This window comes from Streptomyces sp. JLSY215 (genome assembly GCF_059682825.1).
The window spans coordinates 4,787,167-4,811,930 of the sequence record NZ_CM185022.1; the positions used below are offsets into that span (position 1 = coordinate 4,787,167).

Here is a 24,764-nt window from a genome sequence, read left to right on the forward strand (position 1 = left end):
GAGCCGTGAGCCGTGAGCCGTGAGCCGTGAGCCATGCGCCCTGAGCCGTGAGTGATGAGTGATCAATTCAAGGGGGATGACATGTTTCGACGTTGGTGGATGTGGCTGCGCACCGCGGAGCGGGACCGGGGGATGGCCACGGCGGAGTACGCCATGTGCACTTACTTTATCTCTAGCTCGCGAACGAACGCGCAGGTCAGCTGGTTGTGTTGATCTCTGACACGTGGGTCACGTGGTTGGCCGCGAGGTGAGGTTCTCGCCTCGGATCATGCGGCGGAGGCTGGTGCGAGTGGCGGTGAGGTCGTCTTCGAGTTCGCTGATGCGGGCCTGCAGGGCCTCGTTTTCTGTCCGGGTCTGGGCTTCTGTGGCGACGAGCTGTTGATTGTGCTCGGCGAGTTCGTCGATCTTGTCGGTGAGGTCGTTCCTGTGCAGGCCGTCGAGTTGGGCGCCGAGGGAGAGCCGGAGCTTGTCGCGCAGTCCGTCGCGTTCGTTGCGAAGTCGGTTGATCTCTTCGCGGGCAAGGGCGAGGTCGGTTGCCAGGCCGGGTTTGTTGTCCGGGCTGGGCTCTGGCCTGGGCTGGTCCCGTTGGCGTTCGCGGGCGTCCTCGATCGCGTCGCGGACACCGTCGGCATAGACGAGCCAGGTGGAGACCTGGGCTTGGCGGGCGACGGCGGCGAAGGTGATCGGGGTTTGGTCGCGGATCATTTGTTCGAGGGCGGCCAGGACGCGGGAGCGTTTGTGCTGGCTATCACGTCGCCGGGAGGCGATCATGCCGTCGGTGGCGGGGCCGGTGTCGGTCATGGCTGTGGCCGCGGGCGGGGCAGGACGATCACGGGAAGTTGTCGTGCGGCCCTGGCCCGGCGGAGGACCTTGCTGGCGTCCTCGATCTCGGCCCGCTGGTCGGCGGGCATGCCTTCCAGGAGGCGGTGCATCTCGTCGTGGATGCCGGTGAAGGCCCGGATCTGTTCGGTAAGGTTGCGGACGACGAAGTCGTCGACGTCCATGGCCAGGGCGGTTTCCCGGTCCGCTTTGAGGGTGTTGATCTGCTCTTCGATGGCGGGGAGGTAGGACGGGTCGGGGCGATAGAAGCCGCAGCCCGCGCACTGGAACCGGATGGGACACTGCTTGCCGCCGGCCCGGACGTTGCTGGGCTCGATGCAGTTGCCGAACGGGGCGCCCACCGAGCGGAGTTCGTAGCTGTTGGCGTCGGCGGGTTGGGGGATGGGGGAGCCGGTGCGGTCGCGGACGTACTGGCTCATGGTCTTGATCGCTTCGAGCTTCCGCTTCAAAGAGATCTTGTAGTAGCCAAGGCTGGTTTGGATGTGTTTGTGATCCATGAGCTCTTTGAGGATCTCGACCGGGACGCCGGCGTCCGCATGCCGCTGGGCGTAGGAGAACCGAAACGCGTAGGGGAAGATCAAGGACCGGTCGAATGGCAGCGGCGAACCGTCCGGGCCGGGAACGTCGCTGTTCAGGACGGGAATCAGATCGACCCAGGCTCGGAAGACGATGCTGATGTGGTTGGTCTCCATGTGTCCGCGGCCCTTGCGGTTGGTGATTGCAGGGAAGAGCCAAGGGCGGGCGCGTTCGGGAATGTCGAGCTCTGCCCGGTATGCCTGCCAGCCGCGGATGGTCGCCGCCGTTGAGGCGGTGATCGGCAGCCGCCGCCGCAGGCGGCGGGCCTTGTGGTTGTCGTAGATGAGGATGTCGTTCTCGCCGTCACGCTCCAGGCAGTCCAGCGGCAGGGACGCGATCTCCAGCGGGCGCCGGCCGGTGTCCCGCAGGATCTTGTAGACGGTCTCCAACAGCATCTGGACGTCGGCCTGTGGCCGGCCGCGGCCATAGACCTGGTTGCGGCCGATGAGGTGGAGGTGGGCATCGAGCTGGGCGATGACCGGTTCCGGGATGGCCTTGCCGATCTCGTCTTCGTTGGCCTCTTCGGGCGGGAACCGGTGCGAGGGGTGACGGGCGAAGCTGGCTGGGAGGTCGCCGAGCATGTCGTTGGCCCGGCCGAAGTCGAGGACGTTGTGGAAGCGGGCGAGCAGGTGCCGGCGGTGCTGGAGGCCAAAGAGGGTGCCGTTGTCGTGCTTGAGCTCGGTGAACGTGGTGAAGACCGTGGTCATGTCCGCGAACTTCAAGGTCCGCAGGTCGTGGCCGCCACCGGGGCGAGCGGCCAGTGTCTGGGAGGCGACGCCGCAGGACTGGACGGTCTGCTTGAGGTCCTGGCTGTCCGGCCGGGCGGTGCGGGCCCACTCCAGGGTCAGCTCGCGGAGCCATCGCTGCTGGATCACGGTGAAGTCGACGAAACCGGGGTTGACCCGGCGGCCGGTCTGGCTGGCCCGGGAGGGCAGCCCGACGGCGACCAGGTCCCAGACCTCCTTGCGGGTCGGATCGATGCCGGCGAAGAGCTCGAACCCGCGGTGGATGGTTCGGACGAGTTCGCGGGCGTGAGCCCGGCCATTGGCGTCTCCCGTGCAGAGCGCGGAGAGGCTGGAGGGCGTGAACGCGGTGATCGTCGCGGACCCGGTCAGGGCCTGGACCATCTTCCTGACGCCCTGGGGGTCGATCCTGGCGCCGCGGTCGTCACGCGACTGCATCGCGTAGAGCAGTTCCCAGCGGACCGTTTCGCTCAGCGTCACGAGGCTGAACTGGTGGGTGTTGAGTCGTGGCTGCTGGGTCGCCGCCCACTGGGCGACGGCGTCCGGGGTCCGGGGCAGGTCGTCGGCCGCGCGTGCCCGGCGCCAGCGGTCATGATGGAGCGGGCAGAGGCGGTAGGAGGTGCCTTGCAGATCCTCGCAGCCGGTGACGATGCACTCGCCGAGCGAGTCCAGCGGGTGGGCTCGGGTGACCGCCCATTCCTGCGGGGTGTACTTGTGGCGAGCCGTCGTCCCGGTCCAGCAGCTGTAGTGCGAGGAGCACAGCCCCGCTCCGTTGCCCGCCTGTGGCCGCTGGCAGGGGCGGCCGTCGCGTGTCACGATGCACAACTCGCTTCCACGAGGGCGCCGTTGTGGCGGCGGCGGCCGGTAGGTGACCAGGAAGGTCGCGCGGTCCAGACCGCTCTTGTGGAATGCGCGCAGGCACTGGCAGCACGGCCCGTTGGAGCTGACGATCACCGTGCAGGACAGCACGGCGCACTTCTGGCTGGTGGTGGCGGGGTTGTCCAGGTCACCGGTGAACAGCCAGGCGTCTGGAGCCCACTCCGTCGGCCGCCACCCGGCATCGCACTGGTCTTTGAGCCAGGCGGTCCAGGCCGGCAGGTCGACGTTGGCGGCCAGCGGCAGGACGGCGGTCTCCGCCGCCGCAGTGGCGGTCACCGGTGGCTCCCGGCCCAGGCGGCCCCCCGCTCGACTGCGTCACGCTGATCACGCTGGTCGGGATGGAGGTAAGGCTCCATCGAGGACGAGGAGACGTGGCCCAGGAGGTGCTGGACGACATCGCGCGGGGTGCCATTGCGCAGCCAGGTGGTGGCCGCGGTGTGCCGCAGCAGATGGGGCCGGACCGTGATGCCGGTGGCGCGGGCCAGCCGGTCGAACATGTCCTTGGCCGCCTGGTAGGTCAGGCCCCGGCCCAGCGGCGGCCGGTAGAGGTTGACGAAGACGAGTTCCTGATCGTCCTGGGGCAGTAGCCGGGCCCGCTCGTGCGTGTAGTCGGCGTAGAGACCGACCACATCGGTGGTGACCGGGATCGCGCGGGGGATGCGGGCCTTCGCCAGGGCGCCGTTGGTGTTGTCCCGCCGACGCCGGGCGTGGACGTGCGGGCCGGCGACCGGGCAGCCCAGGACCCGCGAGTCCGACAGCAGGTGCATGTCCTGGCGGTGCAGACCAAGCAGTTCACCGATCCGCATGCCTGTGACCGCACCGAGGGAGACCAAGAACCGGTCTCGGACGTTGCAGGTCGCCTCGACCAGCGGCGGGATCTGGTCCGGCATCAGGAACTCGAAGGGCTCCTGGGCCTCGTTGAACTTCAGCAGCCGGGAGCGGACCGTACGGAACTGTCCGAACTCACCGGGGTCGTAGCCGGCCGGGAGAAAACGCAGGTAGCGCGGCTCATAAAGGCGATCCATCACGGAATCCTCGATCAGGTCGTGCCGCAGGCAGAACCGCAGAAACTCACAGACCGTCGTCAACACGGCGTTGGCGCTTTTCTCCGTCCGCACCCGGACCGGGCCGCCGCCGTCTCGCCGACGGGAGGGCAACGGCGTGTCGACCAGCCATCTCTTAAAGCCGACCATCGAGCCGAGCGTGATGGTTTTCCAGTCGACCGCCTCCTCTGCACAGTGCGAGAGGAAGAGAGCTGTCCGACCTGCGTAAACACGCTCGGTGTTGACCGATCGATCGGCACCTCGAAGGCCCTCCAGAAAGGTGGACCCTTCCGGGTGCAACTGGAAATCCTGATCCATCACCACCCACGAGACGGCACCAGTCGTGGGCGACACCGCCCGTTCAGCGCAATACGTGAGAGCCATGCCGAGGAACCTAGGGAACAGCAAGCCAACGTGCCTCACAGCTTGCAGATAAACCACTGGAACGTGGGAGAAGAACCCCGAACCTCACGTGCCTTATGCCTCTGAGAAACCTAGAGATAACGCTCGCGGCCTGCGCCCTGGCGGCGGTCCTGTACAAGGTCGTCACCAGCGGCGCGGTGGCCGACCTGCTGCAAGGCGTGCTGGAGAAGGCGCTCGGTGACCAGGCCTGAGGCCGTCCCGCGCGGCCGGACCGCCCGGGACGCGGGCTCGGTGACGGCGGAGACGGCCGTGGTGCTGCCGGTTCTGGTGGCGGTCGTGGCGGCGCTCGTCTGGGGGCTGATGGCGGTCTGCGCCCGTATCGAGTGCCTGGATGCGGCGCGGGCCGGGGCGAGGGCCGCGGCCCGCTCGGAACCACGCGCCGCGGTGATCCGGGCGGCCAGGGACGTGGCTCCGCGGGGCGCGCGGGTCGAGCTGGCACGGGAGGGCGACCTCGTCCGCGTACGGGTCGCGGCCGAGCTGCCCGGTGTGGGGCGGTTGACGGCACAGGTCAGAGGGGAGGCGGTGGCTCTTGCGGAGGAGACGGTGGGGCGGTGACGACGGCTTTGCGACGGTGTGGACGGTCTTCGCGGCGGCGGCGCTCTGCGTGGTCTTCGCGGCCCTGATCGGCGTGGGCCAGGTCGTCACGGCGCGGCACCGGGCAGGTGGCGCCGCGGACCTGGCGGCGCTGGCCGCCGCGGATCATGCCGTACAGGGGCGGGCCGCGGCCTGCGCGGCGGCGCGCCGGGTGGCACGCGCGCAGCACACGCGCCTGGTGCGCTGTGCCCTGACCGGGGCGGTCGCCGACGTATCGGCCGAGGCGGGCGACCATCCGTACACGGCCCGGGTGCGGGCCCGTGCCGGCCCGGCGCGGCCGCTACGACTCCTTGGGCACGCCCCGCAGCAGCTCGCCCAGCAGCCGGATCGCGCCCCGTTTGTGCAGCGGATCGTTGCCGTTGCCGCACTTGGGGGACTGGATGCAGGACGGGCAGCCGGCCTCGCACTCGCAGGCGGCGATGGCGGCGCGGGTGGCGGTGAGCCACTCGGCGGCGGTGTGGAAGGCGCGCTCGGCGAAGCCCGCGCCGCCGGGGTGGCCGTCGTAGACGAAGACGGTCGGCAGGAGCGTGTCCGGGTGGAGCGGGACGGAGACGCCGCCGATGTCCCAGCGGTCACACGTGGCGAACAGCGGCAGCATGCCGATGGAGGCGTGTTCGGCGGCGTGCAGCGCGCCGCCCAGCTGCTGGGGATTGACCCGGGCGGCGTCGAGCTGGTCCTCGGTGACCGTCCACCACACCGCGCGGGTGCGCAGCGTCCGCGGCGGCAGGTCCAGCTTGGTCTCGCCCAGGACCTCGCCGGTGATGAGCTTGCGGCGCAGAAAGGAGACGACCTGGTTGGTGACCTCGACCGAGCCGAAGCACAGCCGGGCGTCGCCCCACGGAATCTCGGTGTCGGTTTCGAGGATGGAGATGGCGGTCGTGTCGCGGGCCGTCGTGGAATAGGGCGGGTTGGCCTCCTCGACGAGGGCGACGTCGTCGTCGAGGTCGAGCCGCTTGACCAGATAGGTGCGGCCCTGGTGGAGGTGGACGGCGCCGTCGTGGACGGAGGCGTGCGCGGCGCCGGCGTCCACGGTGCCCAGCAGCCGCCCGGTGCCGTCCTCGACGACCTGCACCGGCGAGCCGCCCTGGCCGCGGATGTCGGTGAGGTCGGCGGCCCGCTCGCGGCGCGTCCAGTGCCAGGCGGTGGCGCGCCGGCGCAGCAGCGCGGCGGACTCCAGCTGCGGCAGCAGCCCGGCGGTCGCGGGGCCGAAGAGCGGGAAGTCGGCCTCGGTGAGGGGGAGTTCGGAGGCGGCCGCGCACAGGTGCGGGGCGAGGACATAGGGGTTGTCCGGGTCCAGGACGGTGGATTCGACCGGCTGGTCGAAGAGCGCCTCGGGGTGATGGACGAGATAGGTGTCCAGCGGATCGTCGCGGGCCACCAGGATGGCGAGGGCGCCCTGCCCGGAGCGCCCCGCCCGCCCGGCCTGCTGCCAGAGCGAGGCGCGGGTCCCCGGATAGCCCGCGATGACCACCGCATCCAGGCCGGAGACGTCCACGCCCAGCTCCAGGGCGGTGGTGGCGGCCAGGCCGAGCAGGTCGCCGCGGTGCAGTGCGCGTTCCAGGGCGCGGCGTTCCTCGGGCAGATAGCCGCCCCGGTAGGCCGCGACCCGTGCGGGCAGCGAGCGGTCCACCTCCGCGAGCCGCTCCTGCGCGATCAGGGCGATCAGCTCGGCGCCGCGCCGGGAGCGTACGAAGGCGACGGTGCGCACGCCCTGGACGGCGAGGTCGGTGAGCAGATCGGCGGTCTCGGCGGTGGCGGTGCGGCGTACCGGTGCGCCCTGTTCGCCGTGGAGCTCGGTCAGCGGCGGCTCCCACAACGCGAAGACCAGCTCGCCGCGCGGCGAGGTGTCCTCGGTGATCTCCACCACGGGCAGCCCGGTGAGCCGGGTGGCGGCCTCGCCGGGCTCGGCGGCGGTGGCGGAGGCGAGCAGGAAGACCGGCTCGGCGCCGTAGCGGGCGCAGATCCGCCGCAGCCGGCGGACGACCTGCGCGACATGGGAGCCGAACACGCCGCGGTAGGAGTGGCACTCGTCGATGACGACATAGCGCAGGGCGCGCAGAAAGGAGGACCAGCGGGGGTGGGCCGGCAGGATCCCGCGGTGCAGCATGTCGGGGTTGGTCAGGACGTAGTTGCCGTACTGACGCACCCATTCGCGCTCCTCGACGGGGGTGTCGCCGTCGTACACCGCGGGCCGGATCGCCGTGCCCAGCGGGGCGGCCAGCTCGCGTACGGCGCGCCGCTGGTCGGCCGCCAGCGCCTTGGTGGGCGCCAGATACAGGGCCGTGGCGCCCCTGCCGTTGGGCGCCTCGGAGCCGTCCAGCAGCGTGGAGAGGACCGGCGCGAGATACGCCAGGGACTTGCCGGAGGCGGTCCCGGTGGCGACGACGACGGACTCGCCGCGCAGCGCGTGTTCGGATGTCCGTGCCTGGTGGGCCCAGGGACGATCGATTCCGGCCGAACGGATGGCGTCGATCACTTCCGGACGGATCTCTTCGGGCCAGTCGGCATGGCTGCCGATGCGCGGGGGCAAGTGCTCCGTATGAGTGATGCGCGCAGCGCGGGTCGCGCCCCGGGCGAGACGGTCGAGAATCATGCCTGGGGAGGGACGCGCGCCCGCGTCCTGCGGCAGTCGATTGGAGGCCATCGGCACCGAGTGTGTCACCGGACTGACCGACAATGCTGACAAGGCGTCGTGCACGCCTGCTGGTAAGTGATTGAATGCCATCGCGGCTGCCAGATCCGCCCCTACTTCGGTGGGGAGGCCCCAGGGGGGCGACCGCTCGATAGCAAGGTGCTGGAGGATCCGTGGACCTGTCCCTGTCGACCCGGACCGTTGGCGACCGTACGGTCGTCGAGGTCGGTGGCGAGATTGATGTATACACCGCGCCCAAGCTGCGTGAGCAGCTGGTCGAGCTTGTGAACGACGGAAGCTACCACCTCGTGGTGGACATGGAACGTGTCGACTTCCTGGACTCCACTGGGCTCGGCGTGCTGGTCGGTGGGCTCAAGCGAGTGCGTGCCCATGAGGGCTCGCTGCGCCTGGTCTGCAACCAGGAGCGCATTCTCAAGATCTTCCGTATCACCGGTCTGACCAAGGTGTTCCCGATTCACACCTCGGTCGACGAAGCCGTCTCCGCGACGGACTGAGGCTGGGTGGTGCCCCGCGCCCCAGGCGCGGGGAAGGAAGTAGTGGGGGGTACCGGACGTCCTGTCCGGCCCCCTGCGTTGCACGTCCGCATATCGAGGGGGATGGCATGGCCACCGTCGAACTTCGCTTCAGCGCCCTTCCCGAGCACGTCCGGACCGCGCGTCTGGTCGCCGCTGCGGTGGCACGGCGCGCCGGAGTGGACGAGGCCGTGCTGGACGAGGTGCGTCTCGCGGTCGGTGAGGCGTGCAGCCGCGCCGTGGGCCTGCACACCAGCAACGACATCGTGGCCCCGGTGCGGGTGCTGCTGATCGAGGACGAGAAGAAGTTCTCGATCGAGGTCGGCGACGAGGTGCCCGGCGGGGCCGGTCCGGCCGGGGCGCATGCCGCGGAAGGGACCGAGGGCGGCGCGGACGGCGAGCCCGAGGGCGAGGACGAGATGGGCCTCGCGGTCATCAGCGGGCTGGTCGACGACGTCGAGGTGACGACCGGCGAGCACGGCGGCGTGATCCGGATGAGCTGGCCGACGGCAGCGGCCGCGGTCGTGCCGTAGCGCAACCGCCGCAACGCGGTCGGTTCGCGCCGATCTTCTCGGGTGCGCTCCGAGCGTTCATTGTGCTGATTTTTATTTCTTCCTTGCGCTGATCTTCATCGCGTCGAGTCCGTGTGGCCGTCGCGCGTCTTGTTGTGCGCCCACCGCGCCCGCCGCGCTCCCTGTACCCCCTACGCCCGGCTCCGGGCTCACCGGCGGCCTCAGTGGGCCCGGCAGGGCCCGCGGCGGGGCCGGCGATCGTGGCGGGGAGGCCGAGCGCCCGCCGTACGAGCTGGTGGCGCTGCCGGGCAGCCGCGCCCGCCGCCGCTCCCCAAGCGTCCCGATCCGGACCCGGTCCCGACTCGATCCGGACCCGATCCCGATCCGACCTGACGCGGGATCAAGCGCAATCGAGGGTGCGTCAGGAGCCCCAACTCACCCGTTCGGCGGTGGCCGAGGGAACCAATTATCTCTGTCGTCACGCCGGTCACATCCGGCCCTCGCGCCCGCATAACGTCTTTGAACAGCGGCGATCAGTACGACAGGGAGATCATCGGTCACCGGTCAGCGAATTCGCCACTTTCCTTCGTCCGGGCGAATTCTGTGGCCGACATCCTTTTGATCATCGCGGCTACCGGCGAATTCCCTTTGAGGCGCACTGTTTTGATCAGGTGCGGCTCCCTACAATCCGTCCACATCTTGCTCAGGACGCCTGAGCGTGCTTCCGCGCGCCCATGTGCCAAACGTCAAGGAGGACGAATGGCGGGGCCTTACACCCCTCAGTTGCTGGACACCCCCTCATTTCTGGCCGGACCGACGCTGACGTCAGGCAATCGCGGCATCGTGCTGGCGATCGCCGTCGTCGCGCTGGCCGCGCTGGCCGTCGCGGCGGTGCTGGTCCGCCAAGTGCTCGCGGCCGGCGAGGGAACCGACAGTATGAAGAAGATCGCGGCGGCCGTGCAGGAAGGCGCAAACGCCTACCTGGCACGGCAGTTGCGGACCCTCGGCGTATTCGCCGTGGTGGTGTTCTTCCTGCTCATGCTGCTGCCCGCGGAAAATTGGACGCAGCGCGCGGGACGCAGCGCCTTCTTCTTGATCGGTGCCGGATTCTCCGCGGCCACCGGCTATATCGGCATGTGGCTCGCGGTGCGCAGCAATGTGCGAGTGGCCGCCGCCGCCCGGGAAGCCACACCGGCCGAAGGCGATACCAAAGAAAAAGATCTTACGGCGGTCGCGCACAAAGCTATGAAGATCGCTTTTCGCACGGGTGGCGTCGTCGGTATGTTCACCGTCGGGCTCGGCCTGCTCGGCGCCTCCTGCGTGGTGCTCGTGTACGCGGTCGACGCGCCCAAGGTGCTGGAGGGCTTCGGCCTCGGTGCCGCGCTGATCGCGATGTTCATGAGGGTCGGCGGCGGCATCTTCACCAAGGCCGCGGATGTCGGCGCCGACCTCGTCGGCAAGGTCGAACAGGGCATCCCGGAGGACGACCCGCGCAACGCTGCGACCATCGCGGACAACGTGGGCGACAACGTCGGCGACTGCGCCGGCATGGCGGCCGACCTCTTCGAGTCGTACGCCGTCACCCTGGTCGCCGCGCTCATCCTGGGCATGGCGGCCTTCGGCAACGCCGGGCTCGCCTTCCCGCTGCTGGTCCCGGCCATCGGCGTGCTCACCGCGATGATCGGCATCTTCGTCGTGGCGCCCCGCCGCAGCGACCGCAGCGGTATGACGGCCATCAACCGCGGCTTCTTCATCTCCGCGGGCATCTCGCTGGTCCTGGTGGCCGCCGCGGTCTTCACCTACCTGCCGTCCAGCTACAAGGACCTCAAGGGCGTCGCCGACGAGGACATCCTCGGCCACGCCGGCGACCCGCGGATGCTGGCCCTGGTGGCGGTCGCCATCGGCATCGTGCTCGCCGCGCTGATCCAGCAGCTGACCGGCTACTTCACCGAGACCAGCCGGCGCCCCGTGCGGGACATCGGGAAGACCTCGCTGACCGGCCCGGCCACCGTCGTCCTCGCGGGTATCTCCGTCGGCCTGGAATCGGCGGTGTACTCGGCGGTACTGATCGGTCTGGCCGTCTACGGGGCGTTCCTGCTGGGCGGCGCGTCCATCATGCTGGCGCTGTTCGCGGTGGCCCTGGCCGGTACCGGCCTGCTGACCACCGTCGGCGTGATCGTGGCGATGGACACCTTCGGCCCGGTCTCCGACAACGCGCAGGGCATCGCCGAGATGTCCGGCGACGTCACCGGGGACGGCGCGCAGGTCCTGACCGACCTGGACGCCGTCGGCAACACCACCAAGGCCATCACCAAGGGCATCGCCATCGCGACGGCGGTGCTGGCGGCGGCCGCACTGTTCGGCTCGTACCGGGACGCCATCGGAACCGCCGTACGCGAGATCGGCAATGCCGCGACCGGAATGGGGCTGAGCCTGGACATCTCGCAGCCCAACAACCTGGTGGGGCTGGTGCTCGGCGCCTCGGTCGTGTTCCTGTTCTCGGGGCTGGCGATCAACGCCGTGTCGCGGTCGGCGGGCGCGGTGGTCTTCGAGGTGCGCCGGCAGTTCCGCGAGCACCCCGGGATCATGGACTACACCGAGACGCCGGAGTACGGGCGGGTCGTCGACATCTGCACCAAGGACGCGCTGCGTGAGCTGGCGACCCCGGGGCTGCTGGCGGTGCTCACCCCGATCGCGGTCGGCTTCTCGCTCGGCGTCGGTGCGCTCGGCTCCTTCCTGGCCGGTGCGATCGGTACCGGCACGCTGATGGCGGTCTTCCTCGCCAACTCGGGTGGTGCCTGGGACAACGCGAAGAAGCTGGTGGAGGACGGTCATCACGGCGGCAAGGGCAGCGAGGCGCATGCCGCAACCGTCATCGGTGACACCGTCGGCGACCCGTTCAAGGACACCGCGGGCCCGGCGATCAACCCGCTGCTGAAGGTCATGAACCTGGTGGCGCTGCTGATCGCCCCGGCGGTGGTGAAGTTCTCGTACGGCGAGGACAAGAACGTCGGCGTGCGGATCGTGGTCGCGGTGCTGGCGCTCGTCGTCATCGTCGGTGCGGTGTACGTCTCGAAGCGGCGCGGAATCGCCGTGGGTGACGAATCCAACTCCGGAAACCCGGAAAAAGTCGCCAAGTCGACAGAAGCGGCCCCTGTCTCCTGACTGACGAGGGCTCAGGGAAGGGCCCGGAAGCGGCTCAACGGGCGGGTGGACGGCGCATTTTGCGGGCGCCGGCCACCCGCCGTTGTTGCGCTCGGCCGGCCCTGCGCTCCTTGGTGCAAATGGCTGCAATGAGGGCCGGGCGGGATGCCCGACCCATGGACCAGGCCGTTTGGACGTGTATGTTCCGGGGCCGAGAGCCATGGAAGGGACCAATCCGGTGAACAAGAAGCTTGTGGCTGCACTGTCCGGCGGTGCGGCACTCCTGCTCGCGCTGACCGGCTGCAGCGACGACAGCAGCAAGGAACTCGACAGCTGGGCGAAGAAGTTCTGCGACCCCGCGCAGGCCCACTTCAAGGCGATCCAGGACGCGAACGCCGCCATGCAGGCGACCGAAGGCGGCAGCACCGACTCCAAGAAGATCCAGCAGACGGACTCGGCGGCCTTCCAGAAGATCTCCCAGGCCTACGCCTCGTTGGCCACCTCGCTGGACAAGGCGGGCGCCCCGCCCGGAGAGGGCGGCCAGGACGCCCAGAAGAACGCGGTGAACGAGCTCAATTCGCTCTCGAAGGGCTATGAGAGCCTCAAGAAGCAGATCGACGCGCTGAGCACCCAGGACAAGGCGAAGTTCGCGGACGGCCTGAGCAAGCTCTCCGACGGCATCAAGAAGCTCAACACCCAGAGCGAGCAGGCCTTCAAGAAGCTGGAGTCCGGCGACGTCGGCAAGGCGATGGCCAATCAGAAGGGCTGCCAGAGCCAGAGCGCGTCCGGCGCTCCGCCGGCCAAGCCGTCCAAGTCATAGGCGTCACCGCCGCCGGCGTTCGCAGGTGGGTGACGGCCCGGCGACGCGCCCGAGAGGGGCGCGGCACCGGGCCGTCGCCGATTGTCAGTGGTTGGCCTGACAATAGGAGCGTGAGTACGCACCTCCCCACCGCAGATGTCCAGGACCCCGAGAGCGCCGCCCGCACCGAGCGGCTGCGCCAGGCGCTGCTGGCCGCCGCCTTCACCGCCGACGGCCTGCTGGACCTGCTCGGCGCGCCGGCCTATGCCGCGCTGGCGCGCAGCGAGACCGTCCCCGCGCTGCGGGCGACGCGCGGCGACGGCCCGCTGGAGACCCTGGTGCGGCTGTTCCTGCTCCAGCAGCCGGTGGCGGAGCGGCGGGCAGGGGCCGCGCTCCCGGTCGCCGACTGCCTCGCCGACGGCTGGCTGGAGCGGGACGGCGACGAGGTGCGCGCCACCGTGGACGTACGGCCGTACGGCGGTCCCGAGGGGCAGGACTGGTGGATCGTCTCCGACCTGGGCTGTGCGGTCGGCGGCGCGGGCGGCATCGGGGGCGCCCGCGCCGAGGACCGCGCGCAGCTGGTGCTCGGCGTGGGCGGCGCGTCCACGACCCTCGCCGGGATCACGGCGCGTACGCCCGTCGCCAAGGCCCTCGACCTCGGTACGGGCTCCGGCATCCAGGCGCTGCATGCCGCCCAGCACGCCACCCGCGTCACGGCCACCGACCTCAATCCGCGGGCGCTGCGGATCGCCGCGCTGACCCTGGCGCTCTCCGGGGCGCGCCCCGCGGACCTGAGGGAGGGCTCGCTCTTCGAGCCGGTCGGCGAGGAGAGGTACGACCTGATCGTGTCCAACCCGCCGTTCGTGATCTCGCCCGGCGCGCGCCTGACCTACCGGGACGGCGGGATGGGCGGCGACGACCTGTGCCGGACGCTGGTCCAGCAGTCCGCGGCGCATCTCAACGACGGCGGGTACTGCCAGCTGCTGGCCAATTGGCAGCATGTCGCGGGCGAGGAATGGCACGAGCGGGTGCGCTCCTGGGTGCCGCGCGGCTGCGACGCCTGGATCGTTCAGCGGGAGGTGCAGGACATCACGCAGTACGCCGAGCTGTGGCTGCGCGATGCGGGCGACCACCGCGCCGGTGACGAGGCGTATGCCGCGCGGTACGACGCCTGGCTCGACGAATTCGAGGCGCGCGGGACCAAGGCCGTCGGCTTCGGCTGGATCACGCTGCGCAAATCCGGCTCCGGCAGCCCGGCCGTCACGGTCGAGGAGTGGCCGCATCCGGTGGAGCAGCCGCTGGGGGAGTCGGTCGTAGGACACTTCGCGCGCCAGGACTATCTGCGGGCCACCGACGACGCGGCGCTGCTGTCCGGCCATTTCCGGCTCGCCGACGAGGTGGTTCAGGAGCAGGTCGGGCTGCCCGGCGCGGAGGACCCGGAGCATGTGGTGCTGCGTCAGCACCGCGGGATGCGGCGGGCCACGAAGGTGGACACGGTCGGCGCGGGCTTCGCCGGGGTGTGTGACGGCTCGCTGCCGGCCGGGCGGATCCTGGATGCCATCGCCCAGCTCGTCGGCGAGGATCCGGTGATGCTGCGGGACCGTACGCCGGAGTCGATCCGGATGCTGATCGAGCAGGGGTTCCTGGAGCCGGTGGCGTCGGAGGGCTGAGGCGGCGGGCCGGGGGCGACTTCCCGTACGGGGCGCCGGATGCCCGTGCGGGGTGCCGGATGCCCGTGCGGTATCCCCGCGCGGGCACCCGTACGGGCGCATTCCGCGCGGCAAGCGGAGGCCGTTCATCCGGCGTTCTCCCGGGCGCCGCCCGCGGGTGCCACGCTGCGCCCATGGAGAGTGCACCCGAGGCGTTCGCGGGGGCGGCGTTCGCGCTGTTCGGCGCCGGACTGCTGCTGTGGACGGGCGTATGCGTACGGACCGGGGCGCCGGTCGCCGAGGGCGTCGGCCGGGTGGCGGGGGCCGTGACGGCGCTGCTGTTCGCGGTGGTGTTTCTGGGCGTGGGCGGCTGGATGCTGGCGTCGCTGTAGCCGGTACGGCCGGAGGGTGCTTCCCTACGAGCCGTCAACTGGCCGCCGGGCCGAGGGCGTTCGCTTCCGGCCAGTTGTGTTCCGCGTGGCCGACACGCGGCGGACCGGGGAACCTCCGCATCCTGCTGCTCGTGTTCCTTGATGAAAGTCACGAATCGGCTTGTCAGTGAGGAACCCCCATGAACCGTTCACTTCGCTACGTCGCCGTCGGTGTGGTCGCCGTCGCCCTGCTCGCCGGGGGATCGGCCGCCGCGTTCGCCGAGCCCGCCCAGCTGCATGCGCCGAAGCCCGTCGTGGCCACCGCCCCGACCACGGCGCAGCTGACCGCCAAGGCGAGCGTGACCACGGTCAACGCCTGGCAGGAGTTCCGGATCTCCGGCACGGCGAAGGGCATCGCGGCCGGCAAGAAGGTCACCGTCCAGCAGAAGCAGGGCGCCAAGTGGGTCTCGCTGCCCGCCCAGGCGCCGATCAACACCACGGGCACGTACTCGGTGCGGGTCAAGCTCGGCATCAAGGGCCTCAACCAGCTGCGCATCGCCGCGGGCAGCGCGATATCGCCCGTGGTCAGCGTCACCGTTCGCTGAGCGGCGGACGAAGCCGACCCGGGCCGGCGCCCCGTCCGGCGTCCGGTCCGGGTCATCCGGGACGGGGCATCCGCGACAGGCGCCGGCCCGGGACGGGCATGGGCCGGGACGGGCATCGGCCGGGACGGGCGTCGCCTCAGCCGACGAGATTGCGGGCGATCATCCACACCGCGGCGATGCCCAGCGCCACGGCATTGCCGCGGGCGGAGAGCCGTGGCCGGAAGTAGCGCCCGCGCAGTCCCGCATTCAGCCAGCTCGCGAGGATCCAGACGGCGGCCGGTACACCCAGCGTGAGCGCCACCATGTTGTCGTGGAAGGCCGCCAGGACATCGCCGTGCATCAGGTCGTACGCCATCCGCGTCCCGCCGCACAGCGGGCACAGCAGCCCGGTCGTCAGCTTGAGCGGGCAGGGCAGCAGGATCTGTCCGGGCTGGTGCGGATTGGTGTGCCAGAGATAGACGGCGGCCGGCGCACCGACGCCGAGCCCGAGGGCCGCGATGCGCAGGGTGCGCCTGCGGATCGCGGTGGCGGAGACCGGCAGGGAACTCACACGCTCAGCGACCTGGCGTAGTTGACCTGGTTGATCACGAACATGACCTGCTCGGGCGACTGCACCGGGATCATCGTGGCGTGGTGCCGGCCGCCGCTGTTGACCGTGACCTGCACGAACCCGGTCGTGGTGCGCTCCTTCATCAGCAGGAAGAGCAGGCCGAGCAGACAGAAAAAGAAGAAGACGATGGCGAGCACGATGCCGGCCGTCTGGATCTTCTCCTCCGTCCGCGACATGTCGGTCGCCGTCCACACCGCGCCCTTGAGCGGCATGGGACCGGCCGGCGTCATGATCGTGTCACCGGTCACGGCTATGTCGCCGAGCGACAGCACCGTGCCGGCGGGCTGCATGGCCTGCCCCGGGACGGCGGCGGGCGCCGGCTGCGGCGGCGCGCCCGGCGCGAAGCCCGGCGCGGCGGCGGGCGGGGCCTGGTTGGGGTAGCCGTATCCCGGCGGCACCGGCGCGGCCTGCGGATATCCGTAGCCGGGTGCCCCCGGGGCGCCGTCCTGCGGGTAGCCGTATCCGGGGGCGGCGGGGCCGCCGTCCTGCGGCGCCGCGTAAGGATTGTCGGCGGCCGGTTTGGCGTACGGATTGTGGCCGGGCTCTTCCGGCGGCGGTCCGGGGTACTGGTTCGCCATGGGTGTTCTGACCCCCCGAGTCTGTGTGATGGCGGCAGTTGCCGGGCCCAGCAGTGGGCCGTGCCGCGTCCATCCTGCCAGCCGCCCGACAGGGCGTATCAAGACGGCGGCGGCTTCCGCAGCAGCCTTGTGACCCTCGACGGCCCCATGATCAGCACCGATCCCCGTCGCCGCCGCCGTGGGGATCGTCACTGTGTGAGATCACCGGCGGCGCCGCTATGGCGCCGGGAGCGGGTTCGGGGCAGGGTACGGACGGAGGGCGCGAACGGGTGCCGCCCGGGTGGCGAAGATCGTCGAAGCCCCGTGGGAAGCGCCGTGCGCGGTCCGGGGCGGCACGAAGACATGTAGTCGGGTTACCGTTCGAGTGGCGTTGTGGGGTTTTTCCGTTTGACACGGGGGCGGGAGGTACCGTCACACTCCGCAGCGTCAAGCGTCACCGCAGTGGCCCCCAGCGTCCTGCCGGGGGAGCTTTTCCAGCGTCGACCGGAGAGAAGAGCGAAGTTGTCCGCGACCAGCGAGACCGAAGAGGGCGGCACCCGCCGACTTGTCATCGTCGAGTCGCCTGCCAAGGCGAAGACGATCAAGGGCTACCTCGGCCGTGGCTACGTGGTCGAGGCCAGCGTCGGGCACATCCGCGACCTTCCCAACGGCGCGGCGGAGGTCCCCGCGAAGTACAAGGGCGAGCCGTGGGCCCGCCTCGGGGTGAACGTCGACGCCGACTTCCAGCCGATCTACGTGGTCAACAGCGATAAGAAGGACCAGGTCAAGAAGCTCAAGGAGCTGCTGGCCGAATCCGACGAACTCTTCCTCGCCACCGATGAGGACCGCGAGGGCGAGGCCATCGCCTGGCACCTCCAGGAGATCCTCAAGCCCAAGGTTCCGGTCCACCGGATGGTCTTCCACGAGATCACCAAGGACGCGATCCGCGAGGCCGTCGCCAATCCGCGCGATCTGAACCAGAAGCTGGTCGACGCCCAGGAGACCCGCCGCATCCTCGACCGCCTCTACGGCTACGAGGTCTCGCCGGTCCTGTGGAAGAAGGTCATGCCCCGGCTGTCGGCCGGCCGTGTCCAGTCGGTGGCGACCCGCCTCGTCGTCGAGCGGGAGCGCGAGCGCATCGCCTTCCGCTCCGCCGAGTACTGGGACCTGACCGGCACGTTCGCCACCGGCCGGGCGGGTGACGCGAGCGATCCGTCCACCCTGGTCGCGCGCCTGAACGCCGTCGACGGCCGCCGTATCGCCCAGGGCCGCGACTTCGGCCCCAACGGTCAGCTCAAGAACAACGACGTACTCCATCTGGACGAGGCGAACGCCCGCGCGCTCGCCGCCGCCCTGGAGAGCACCGACTTCGCGGTCCGTTCGGTCGAGTCCAAGCCCTACCGCCGCTCCCCGTACGCGCCCTTCCGTACGACCACCCTGCAGCAGGAGGCCAGCCGCAAGCTCGGCTTCGGCGCCAAGGCGACCATGCAGGTGGCGCAGAAGCTGTACGAGAACGGCTACATCACCTATATGCGTACGGACTCCACCACGCTCTCGGACACCGCGGTCGCCGCGGCCCGGCGGCAGGTGACGCAGCTGTACGGCGCCGACTACCTGCCGGACAAGCCGCGCACGTACGCCGGCAAGGTCAAGAACGCCCAGGAGGCGCACGAGGCGATCCGCCCCTCCGGCGACCGCTTCCGCACCCCGGCCGAGACCGGTCTGACCGGCGACCAGTTCAAGCTGTACGAGCTGATCTGGAAGCGGACGGTGGCCTCCCAGATGAAGGACGCGACGGGCAACTCCGTCACCGTCAAGATCGGCGGCCGGGCCGCCGACGGGCGGGACGCCGAGTTCAGCGCGTCCGGCAAGACCATCACCTTCCACGGCTTCCTCAAGGCCTATGTCGAGGGCGCCGACGACCCGAACGCCGAGCTGGACGACCGCGAGCGCCGGCTGCCGCAGGTCGCCGAGGGCGACGCGCTGGCCGCGCGGGAGATCACCGCCGACGGGCACGCCACCAAGCCGCCCGCCCGCTACACCGAGGCCACGCTGGTCAAGGAGCTGGAAGAGCGCGAGATCGGCCGCCCGTCGACGTATGCGTCGATCATCGGCACGATCCTCGACCGCGGCTATGTCTTCAAGAAGGGGACGGCGCTGGTCCCGTCGTTCCTGTCCTTCGCCGTCGTCAACCTCCTGGAGAAGCACTTCGGCCGGCTGGTCGACTACAGCTTCACTGCCAAGATGGAGGACGACCTCGACCGCATCGCCCGCGGCGAGGCGCAGTCCGTGCCGTGGCTGCGGCGCTTCTACTTCGGCGAGGGCCATGGCGAGGGCGGCGCGGCGGACGCCGGGAACGGCGACGGCGACCACCTCGGCGGGCTGAAGGAGCTGGTCGAGGACCTGGGCGCGATCGACGCCCGGGAGATCTCCTCCTTCCCGGTCAGCGACGACATCAAGCTGCGGGTCGGCCGCTACGGCCCCTACGTCGAGCGCGGGGAGAAGGGCGAAGAGGGCCACCAGCGCGCCGATGTCCCCGCCGACCTCGCGCCCGACGAGCTGTCCGTCACGTACGCGGAGGAGCTGCTCGCCAAGCCGAGCGGCGACTTCGAGCTGGGCATGGACCCGGAGTCCGGCCACCAGATCGTCGCCAAGGACGGCCGCTACGGCCCGTACGTCACCGAGATCCTGCCCGAGGGCACCCCGAAGACCGGCAAGAACGCCGTCAAGCCGCGCACGGCCTCGCTCTTCAAGTCGATGTCCCTGGACACCGTCACCCTCGAGGAAGCGCTCAAGCTGATGTCGCTGCCGCGGGTCGTCGGCAAGGATGCCGAGGGCGTGGAGATCACCGCGCAGAACGGCCGCTACGGCCCGTACCTGAAGAAGGGCACGGACTCGCGCTCCCTGGAGACCGAGGACCAGCTCTTCAGCATCACGCTCGACGAGGCGCTGGCGATCTATGCGCAGCCCAAGCAGCGCGGGCGGGCAGCCGCCAAGCCGCCGCTGAAGGAGCTGGGCACGGACCCGGTCAGCGGCAAGCCGGTGGTCGTCAAGGACGGCCGGTTCGGTGCGTATGTCACCGACGGCGAGACCAATGCGACGCTGCGGCGGGACGACGACGTCGAGACCATCACGCCCGAGCGCGGCTACGAGCTGCTGGCGGAGAAGCGCGCCAAGGGGCCGGCGAAGAAGACCGCCAAGAAGGCACCGGCGAAGAAGGCCGCGGCGAAGAAGACGACCGCGAAGAAGACGGCCGCCAAGAAGACCGCGGCGAAGAAGACCACCACGGCCAAGAAGACGACCGCCAAGAAGACCACCGCGAAGAAGACCACCGCGGCGGCGAAGAAGACGGCGGCGGTCCCGGCCGAGGACTGACCGCCGGGCGGCAAGCGGGCCGACGCGCAGGACAAGGGCGGGCAAGACGGACTCCGGTCCGTCGAGCCCGCCTGTTTGTTCGGGCAGGCGTCCGGTAGTGCGTACGGTCCCGATAGGCTGGCAGGATGACGCGTGCCGAGCAGCCAACGGTCGTGCCCCCCACTTCAGACGCCCTCGCCGCGGATTCCCGCGAGCGCGCCGTACGGGCCCTGCTGCGCTTCCCTCCGCTGAAGCGACTGTGGAGCGCCCAGTTTGTCGGGGGTATCGGCGATGCCCTGTCCATGCTTGTCCTGGTACTTCTCGCCCTCCAGGCGGCACTGTTCGTACCGATGGGCGGCGAGCCCGTCTTCGGCGGCGGCTATCGCGGCGCCGCCCTCGCGGTCACCGCGGCCTTCGGGGCCCGGATGCTGGCCACCTTGCTCTTCGGGGCCGTTCTGCTCGGCCCGCTGTCGGCGCTGACCTCGCCCTCGGGGCCGCTGGACCGGCGCTGGACGATGATCGGCGCGGACGGCCTGCGGCTGGCGCTGCTGGTCATCGCGCCCCTGTGGATCGACTGGACGCCCACCGACGCGCTGGCCTGGCTGCTGGTCACGATCTTCGTCAGCGGCGTCGCCGAGCGTTTCTGGACCGTCGCGCGGGAGAGCGCGGCGCCCGCCCTGCTGCCCGCGCCTCCCTCGGAGGGCGCCGCCGTCAGGCCGCTGCCCGACAACATGGACGCGCTGCGCCGCCTCTCGCTGCGCACCGGCTTCATCGCGCTGCCGATCGCGGCCGCCGCCCTGGTGGTCGTCACCCTCATCAGCAAGCTGCTGGGCACCGGCATCGACTGGTTCCACCTCCACCAGGCGGCCCTGGGCTCTTATCTGGCGGCTGGACTGTTCGCCGCCTCCGTCTCGATCCTCTACTTCATCGAGCTCCCCGACGCGCAGACGCCGCGGCCGCGGTCCCCTCTGGAGGGGCTGCGCCGTCCCAAGAACGCCGGGTCGGGCGCCGACAAGGGCCGCACCGGCGCGATCCCGCTGCTGGTGCTCGCCTGCGCCGCCGTCTCCGCCGCGATCGCCGCGGCCGTCTCGCTGGCCGTGCTGCACGCCTTCGACCTGAGCGCCGGGCCGGCCACCTTCGGGCTCCTGGTGCTCGTGCTGACCGGCGGTACGGCCGCCGGGATCCGCGGCGCCCACAAGGTGCTGCCCGCGCTCTCGCGGCGTCGGCTGCTCGCCCTGGCGGTGGCCGCCACCGGGCTGGCGCTGCTGGCCATGGGCCTGGTCCCGGACACCACGACGGTGCTGCTGCTGGGGCTGCTCGCCGGCGTCGCCGCGGGCATCGCGGCCAACACCGGCCATGTGCTGCTGGAGCAGGAGGTCGAGGAGTTCCGTACGGCACGGACGACCGAGCATCTGCACGCCGTCGTCCGCCTCGCGGTCGCGCTGGCCGCCATCGCCGCCCCGCTGCTGGCCGCCGTCATCGGGCCGCACCGCTTCGACAACGGCACCTTCGCCTTCGCGCACGGCGGCGCCGCCTTCACCCTGATGCTGGCCGGCGCGCTGCTGCTGCCCGTCGCCGCCTTGGTGCTGGGCAAGGTCGACGACCGGCACGGCGTACCGCTGCGGCGCGATCTGCGCGAGGCGCTGCGCGGCGGCGACCCGGACCAGACGCCCGCCGCCACCGGCTTCTTCATCGCCCTGGAGGGCGGCGACGGCGCCGGGAAGTCCACCCAGGTCGAGGCGCTGGCCGAATGGATCCGCGCCAAGGGCCACGAGGTCGTGGTGACCCGCGAGCCGGGCGCCACCGCCATCGGCAAGCGGCTGCGCTCGATCATCCTGGACGTGTCCACGTCCGGGCTCTCGGACCGGGCCGAGGCGCTGATGTTCGCCGCCGACCGCGCCGAGCACGTCGACAGCGTGATCCGGCCCGCCCTGGAGCGCGGCGCCATCGTCATCACCGACCGCTACATCGACTCCTCCGTCGCCTACCAGGGCGCCGGCCGCAACCTCGCCCCCACCGAGATCGCCCGGATCAACCGCTGGGCGACGACCGGCCTGGTCCCGCACCTCACGGTCCTCCTGGACGTCTCCCCGGAGACCGCCCGCGAGCGCTTCACCGAGGCGCCCGACCGGATGGAGTCCGAGCCCGCCGAATTCCACGAGCGGGTACGGGCCGGATTCCTGACCCTGGCCGCCGCCGACCCGGCGCGCTATCTCGTCGTCGACGCCGGACAGGAGCCGGAGGCCGTCACCACGGTCGTACGGCACCGCCTCGACCAGGTCCTGCCGCTGTCCGAATCCGAGGTCAAGGCCCAGGCGGAGGCCCGCAGGGCGGCCGAGGAGGAAGCCCGCCGCAAGGCCGAGGAGGAGGCCGCGCGCAAGGCGGAGGAGGCGCGGCTGGAGCGCGAGCGCCAGGAGCAGCTCGCCAAGCTGCGCGCCGAGGAAGAGGAGCGCAAGCGCCAGGAAGAAGAGGCCGCCAGGGCCCGCGAGGCCGCCCGCCAGGCGGAGGAGGCGCGGCAGCGCGCCGAGGAGGCCCGGCAGGCGGCGGAGGCGGAGCGGCAGCGCCGCGAGGCCGAGGAACGCGCCCGCGCGGCCGAGCAGGAGCGGCTGCGGCAGCGCGCCGAGGAGGAGGCGAAGCTGCGCCGGGAGGCCGAGGAGCGCCGCCTGGAGAAGCAGCGCAAGGCCGAGGAGGCCCTGCTCCGCGCCGAGGAGGCCCGGGTGGCGGCGGCCGAGGCGGCCGCGGCGGCGGAGGCCAGGGCGGCGGCGGAGGCGGCCGCGGCGGCCGATGCGCCGACCCGGGAGACGCCGGTCGCGGATCTGCGGAAGCGGTACGTGGAGGACGGCGGTACGGGCTCCGCCCCGGCCTCCGGTGCCGATGCCGAGCGTACGGAGGCACTGCCGCGGCCCGAGGCGCCGCGGAGCGCGGCGGACGAGACGGCGGTGCTGCCGCGGTACGACACCGGGCCGGACGCCGAGGAGACCAGCGTCCTGCCGCCCGTACGGGACGGGGGTGACCCCGCCGACCGGGTGCCGCCGTGGATGTTCCGCAAGGAGGACGCCAACGGCGCGGCGGCGCAGCAGTCCGGCACCGCCGAGTCGGGCACCGAGCGCACCCGCGAGCTCCCGCAGATCGACCCGGCCACCGGCCACCCCGTGGAGCCGCAGCGCTCCCGCCCCCGCCCGGACTGGGCGGAGGAGACCCCGCTGGACGATCTGCCGACGCTGGCCGACGAGCTCCTGGGCCCGCGTCCCGACGAGGACACGGACGGGGACGGCGGCCGCCGGGGGCGGCGCGGCTGAGCCCGCATCGCGTACGACATCGGCCGTGGCCGCAGCGCAGACGCTGCGGCCACGGCCGTTTTCCGGTGCGGGGCGGGTGCCGGATGGCCTCGTGACCGGCGCCCGAATCCATTTGTCAGTGGGTTGCACCACAATGGGTCGAAGAGTGGGCCGACAGGTCGGCACGGGGTTCATGGCACCGTGCGCACGACAGCGTGCGCACGGCAGCAGGTCCCACGGCAGCAAGAGGCCCACAGCAGGGCACGACGCAGGACGGACAGGAACGGCGGGCAGCGCGATGGCGGTATGGGACGACGTGGTCGGCCAGGAGCGGGTGACGGAGCAGCTCGCCGCGGCCGCGCGCGACGCCGACGCCGTCGTGACGGCCGATGACGCGGCGGGCGACGCCGCGCACGCCCCGCTCGGCGCACCAGGGCCCGCCGGACCGCGCGGCGCCTCCCAGATGACGCACGCCTGGCTGTTCACCGGCCCGCCCGGCTCCGGCCGGGCCACCGCCGCCCGCGCCTTCGCCGCCGCGCTGCAGTGCGTGAGTCCGGACCGTGCGCTCGGCGGCGTCCCGGGCTGCGGCTTCTGCGACGGCTGCCACACCACCCTGGTCGGCACGCACGCCGACGTCGAGATCGTCCGTACGGATCTGCTCTCCATCGGCGTCAAGGAGACCCGCGATCTGGTCCGCCGGGCCTCCCTCTCACCCGCCGGCGGCCGCTGGCAGGTGATCGTCCTGGAGGACGCCGACCGCCTCACGGAAGGCGCCGGCAACGTCCTCCTGAAGGCCGTCGAGGAGCCCGCCCCCCGTACGGTCTGGCTGCTCTGTGCCCCCTCCATCGAGGACGTCCTCCCCACGATCCGCTCGCGCTGCCGCCACCTCACGCTGACCACGCCGCCGGTCGACGCCGTCGCCGATGTGCTGGTCCGCCGCGACGGCATCGAGCCGGCGGCCGCCGCCCGCGCCGCCCGCGCCACCCAAGGCCACATCGGCCGGGCCCGCCGCCTCGCCACCGACGAGCGGGCCCGTGCCCGCCGCGCCGCCGTCCTCAAGCTCCCGCTGCGCATCGACGACATCGGCGGCTGCCTCAAGGCGGCCCAGGAGCTCATCGACGCCGCGGGCGAGGATGCCAAGCAGGTCGCCGAGGAGGTCGACGCGAAGGAGACCGAGGAGCTGCGCGCCGCCCTCGGCGCCGCGGCCGGGACGGGCGGCCGGCTGCCCCGCGGCACGGCCGGCGCCATGAAGGAGCTCCAGGACAAACAGAAGCGCCGCGCCACCCGCACCCAGCGCGACAGCCTCGACCTGGCCCTGGTCGACCTCACCGGCTTCTACCGCGACGTCCTCGCCCTTCAGGTGGGCGCCGCCGTCCCCCTGGCCAACGACGAGGTCCGCGACAGCATCCAGCGCGTCGCCACGACCTCGACCCCCGAGCGCACCCTGCGCCGCATAGAAGCCGTCATCGCCTGCCGCGGCGCCCTGGACCGCAATGTGGCCCCGCTGCTCGCCGTGGAAGCGATGACCGTCGCCCTACGGTCCGGCTGACCGGCACCGGCACCGGTACCGACAGCGACACGGACACCGACACCGGACCCCACCGCGGAAAGGAGCCCCACCC

18 protein-coding genes and 1 pseudogene are annotated in these 24,764 nt (G+C 71.2%); 13 read left to right on the forward strand and 6 right to left on the reverse strand.

Annotation, left to right across the window (positions count from 1 at the left end; genetic code table 11):
- Positions 1 to 228: 228 nt before the first annotated feature.
- The 3 genes from AC5677_RS21445 to AC5677_RS21455 are packed head-to-tail and all read right to left on the reverse strand — an operon-like array spanning position 229 to position 4,063.
- Positions 229 to 801, reverse strand: coding sequence for a DUF6262 family protein (locus AC5677_RS21445; protein WP_497189539.1), 573 nt, complete (start codon positions 799 to 801; stop codon positions 229 to 231).
- Positions 798 to 3,314, reverse strand: a complete 2,517-nt coding sequence (locus tag AC5677_RS21450) for a site-specific integrase (RefSeq protein ID WP_497189540.1) — start codon at positions 3,312 to 3,314, stop codon at positions 798 to 800. The genes AC5677_RS21445 and AC5677_RS21450 overlap by 4 nt, the downstream gene beginning before the upstream one ends.
- Entirely contained in the window at positions 3,311 to 4,063 is a 753-nt protein-coding gene (locus AC5677_RS21455) for a tyrosine-type recombinase/integrase (RefSeq protein WP_497189541.1), read from the reverse strand. Before AC5677_RS21455 ends, AC5677_RS21450 begins: the two co-directional genes overlap by 4 nt.
- A 497-nt stretch (positions 4,064 to 4,560) precedes the next feature.
- Between AC5677_RS21455 and AC5677_RS21460 the strand changes: the two genes are divergently transcribed.
- The 3 genes and pseudogenes from AC5677_RS21460 to AC5677_RS21470 form a co-directional block, all read left to right on the forward strand.
- Entirely contained in the window at positions 4,561 to 4,695 is a 135-nt protein-coding gene (locus AC5677_RS21460; RefSeq protein ID WP_497189542.1) for a DUF4244 domain-containing protein, read from the forward strand.
- Positions 4,682 to 5,059 carry a TadE family type IV pilus minor pilin gene (locus tag AC5677_RS21465; protein WP_497189543.1) on the forward strand — a complete coding sequence of 126 codons (378 nt, stop codon included), beginning with the start codon at positions 4,682 to 4,684 and terminating at the stop codon, positions 5,057 to 5,059. The genes AC5677_RS21460 and AC5677_RS21465 overlap by 14 nt, the downstream gene beginning before the upstream one ends.
- 49 nt (positions 5,060 to 5,108) lie before the next feature.
- A pseudogene (locus AC5677_RS21470) lies at positions 5,109 to 5,309 on the forward strand (Rv3654c family TadE-like protein); the annotation flags it as partial.
- 69 nt (positions 5,310 to 5,378) lie between these two features.
- Here the strand turns inward: AC5677_RS21470 and AC5677_RS21475 are convergent.
- Positions 5,379 to 7,823, reverse strand: coding sequence for a DEAD/DEAH box helicase (locus AC5677_RS21475; protein WP_497189544.1), 2,445 nt, complete (start codon positions 7,821 to 7,823; stop codon positions 5,379 to 5,381).
- Between the two features lie 80 nt (positions 7,824 to 7,903).
- Here AC5677_RS21475 and bldG point away from each other — a divergent pair, with 80 nt between their 5' ends.
- The 7 genes from bldG (at position 7,904) to AC5677_RS21510 (ending at position 15,343) form a co-directional block, all read left to right on the forward strand.
- On the forward strand, positions 7,904 to 8,245 hold the full coding sequence (bldG, locus tag AC5677_RS21480; RefSeq protein WP_046926810.1) for an anti-sigma factor antagonist BldG: 342 nt from the start codon (positions 7,904 to 7,906) through the stop codon (positions 8,243 to 8,245).
- A 107-nt stretch (positions 8,246 to 8,352) separates the two neighbouring features.
- Positions 8,353 to 8,796, forward strand: a complete 444-nt coding sequence (locus tag AC5677_RS21485; protein WP_497189545.1) for an ATP-binding protein — start codon at positions 8,353 to 8,355, stop codon at positions 8,794 to 8,796.
- Positions 8,797 to 9,534: 738 nt separating this feature from the next.
- Entirely contained in the window at positions 9,535 to 11,940 is a 2,406-nt protein-coding gene (locus tag AC5677_RS21490; protein WP_497189546.1) for a sodium-translocating pyrophosphatase, read from the forward strand.
- A gap of 217 nt (positions 11,941 to 12,157) precedes the next feature.
- Complete coding sequence (locus AC5677_RS21495; protein ID WP_497189547.1) at positions 12,158 to 12,739, forward strand: small secreted protein; 582 nt, start codon at positions 12,158 to 12,160, stop codon at positions 12,737 to 12,739.
- Positions 12,740 to 12,849: 110 nt separating this feature from the next.
- On the forward strand, positions 12,850 to 14,388 hold the full coding sequence (locus tag AC5677_RS21500) for a DUF7059 domain-containing protein (protein WP_497189548.1): 1,539 nt from the start codon (positions 12,850 to 12,852) through the stop codon (positions 14,386 to 14,388).
- Positions 14,389 to 14,561: 173 nt separating this feature from the next.
- On the forward strand, positions 14,562 to 14,759 hold the full coding sequence (locus tag AC5677_RS21505) for a hypothetical protein (protein WP_497189549.1): 198 nt from the start codon (positions 14,562 to 14,564) through the stop codon (positions 14,757 to 14,759).
- Between the two features lie 179 nt (positions 14,760 to 14,938).
- Positions 14,939 to 15,343: a hypothetical protein gene (locus AC5677_RS21510; RefSeq protein ID WP_497189550.1), complete on the forward strand. Its 405-nt coding sequence runs from the start codon at positions 14,939 to 14,941 to the stop codon at positions 15,341 to 15,343.
- Positions 15,344 to 15,479: 136 nt separating this feature from the next.
- On the opposite strand, the gene AC5677_RS21515 is transcribed toward AC5677_RS21510, so the two are convergent.
- Positions 15,480 to 15,893: a DUF2752 domain-containing protein gene (locus AC5677_RS21515; protein ID WP_497189551.1), complete on the reverse strand. Its 414-nt coding sequence runs from the start codon at positions 15,891 to 15,893 to the stop codon at positions 15,480 to 15,482.
- Positions 15,890 to 16,531, reverse strand: coding sequence for a hypothetical protein (locus AC5677_RS21520; protein ID WP_497189552.1), 642 nt, complete (start codon positions 16,529 to 16,531; stop codon positions 15,890 to 15,892). Before AC5677_RS21520 ends, AC5677_RS21515 begins: the two co-directional genes overlap by 4 nt.
- Before the next feature lie 501 nt (positions 16,532 to 17,032).
- On the opposite strand from AC5677_RS21520, the gene topA reads away from it, so the two are divergent.
- The 3 genes from topA (at position 17,033) to AC5677_RS21535 (ending at position 24,691) form a co-directional block, all read left to right on the forward strand.
- Positions 17,033 to 19,885 carry a type I DNA topoisomerase gene (gene topA, locus AC5677_RS21525; RefSeq protein WP_497189553.1) on the forward strand — a complete coding sequence of 951 codons (2,853 nt, stop codon included), beginning with the start codon at positions 17,033 to 17,035 and terminating at the stop codon, positions 19,883 to 19,885.
- 125 nt (positions 19,886 to 20,010) lie between these two features.
- Positions 20,011 to 23,163 carry a dTMP kinase gene (gene tmk / locus AC5677_RS21530; RefSeq protein WP_497189554.1) on the forward strand — a complete coding sequence of 1,051 codons (3,153 nt, stop codon included), beginning with the start codon at positions 20,011 to 20,013 and terminating at the stop codon, positions 23,161 to 23,163.
- Between the two features lie 277 nt (positions 23,164 to 23,440).
- On the forward strand, positions 23,441 to 24,691 hold the full coding sequence (locus tag AC5677_RS21535) for a DNA polymerase III subunit delta' (RefSeq protein WP_497189555.1): 1,251 nt from the start codon (positions 23,441 to 23,443) through the stop codon (positions 24,689 to 24,691).
- The last annotated feature ends 73 nt before the right edge of the window (positions 24,692 to 24,764 follow it).

What these genes read in the sequence shown, in the direction of transcription:
- AC5677_RS21445 (WP_497189539.1), bottom strand. Translation starts at nt 801, where the DNA reads ATGACCGACACCGGCCCCGCCACCGACGGCATGATCGCCTCCCGGCGA.
- AC5677_RS21455 (WP_497189541.1), bottom strand. Translation starts at nt 4,063, where the DNA reads ATGGATCGCCTTTATGAGCCGCGCTACCTGCGTTTTCTCCCGGCCGGC.
- AC5677_RS21460 (WP_497189542.1), top strand. Translation starts at nt 4,561, where the DNA reads ATGCCTCTGAGAAACCTAGAGATAACGCTCGCGGCCTGCGCCCTGGCG.
- AC5677_RS21475 (WP_497189544.1), bottom strand. Translation starts at nt 7,823, where the DNA reads ATGGCATTCAATCACTTACCAGCAGGCGTGCACGACGCCTTGTCAGCA.
- AC5677_RS21485 (WP_497189545.1), top strand. Translation starts at nt 8,353, where the DNA reads ATGGCCACCGTCGAACTTCGCTTCAGCGCCCTTCCCGAGCACGTCCGG.
- AC5677_RS21490 (WP_497189546.1), top strand. Translation starts at nt 9,535, where the DNA reads ATGGCGGGGCCTTACACCCCTCAGTTGCTGGACACCCCCTCATTTCTG.
- AC5677_RS21505 (WP_497189549.1), top strand. Translation starts at nt 14,562, where the DNA reads ATGGAGAGTGCACCCGAGGCGTTCGCGGGGGCGGCGTTCGCGCTGTTC.
- AC5677_RS21510 (WP_497189550.1), top strand. Translation starts at nt 14,939, where the DNA reads ATGAACCGTTCACTTCGCTACGTCGCCGTCGGTGTGGTCGCCGTCGCC.
- AC5677_RS21520 (WP_497189552.1), bottom strand. Translation starts at nt 16,531, where the DNA reads ATGGCGAACCAGTACCCCGGACCGCCGCCGGAAGAGCCCGGCCACAAT.
- tmk (WP_497189554.1), top strand. Translation starts at nt 20,011, where the DNA reads ATGACGCGTGCCGAGCAGCCAACGGTCGTGCCCCCCACTTCAGACGCC.
- AC5677_RS21535 (WP_497189555.1), top strand. Translation starts at nt 23,441, where the DNA reads ATGGCGGTATGGGACGACGTGGTCGGCCAGGAGCGGGTGACGGAGCAG.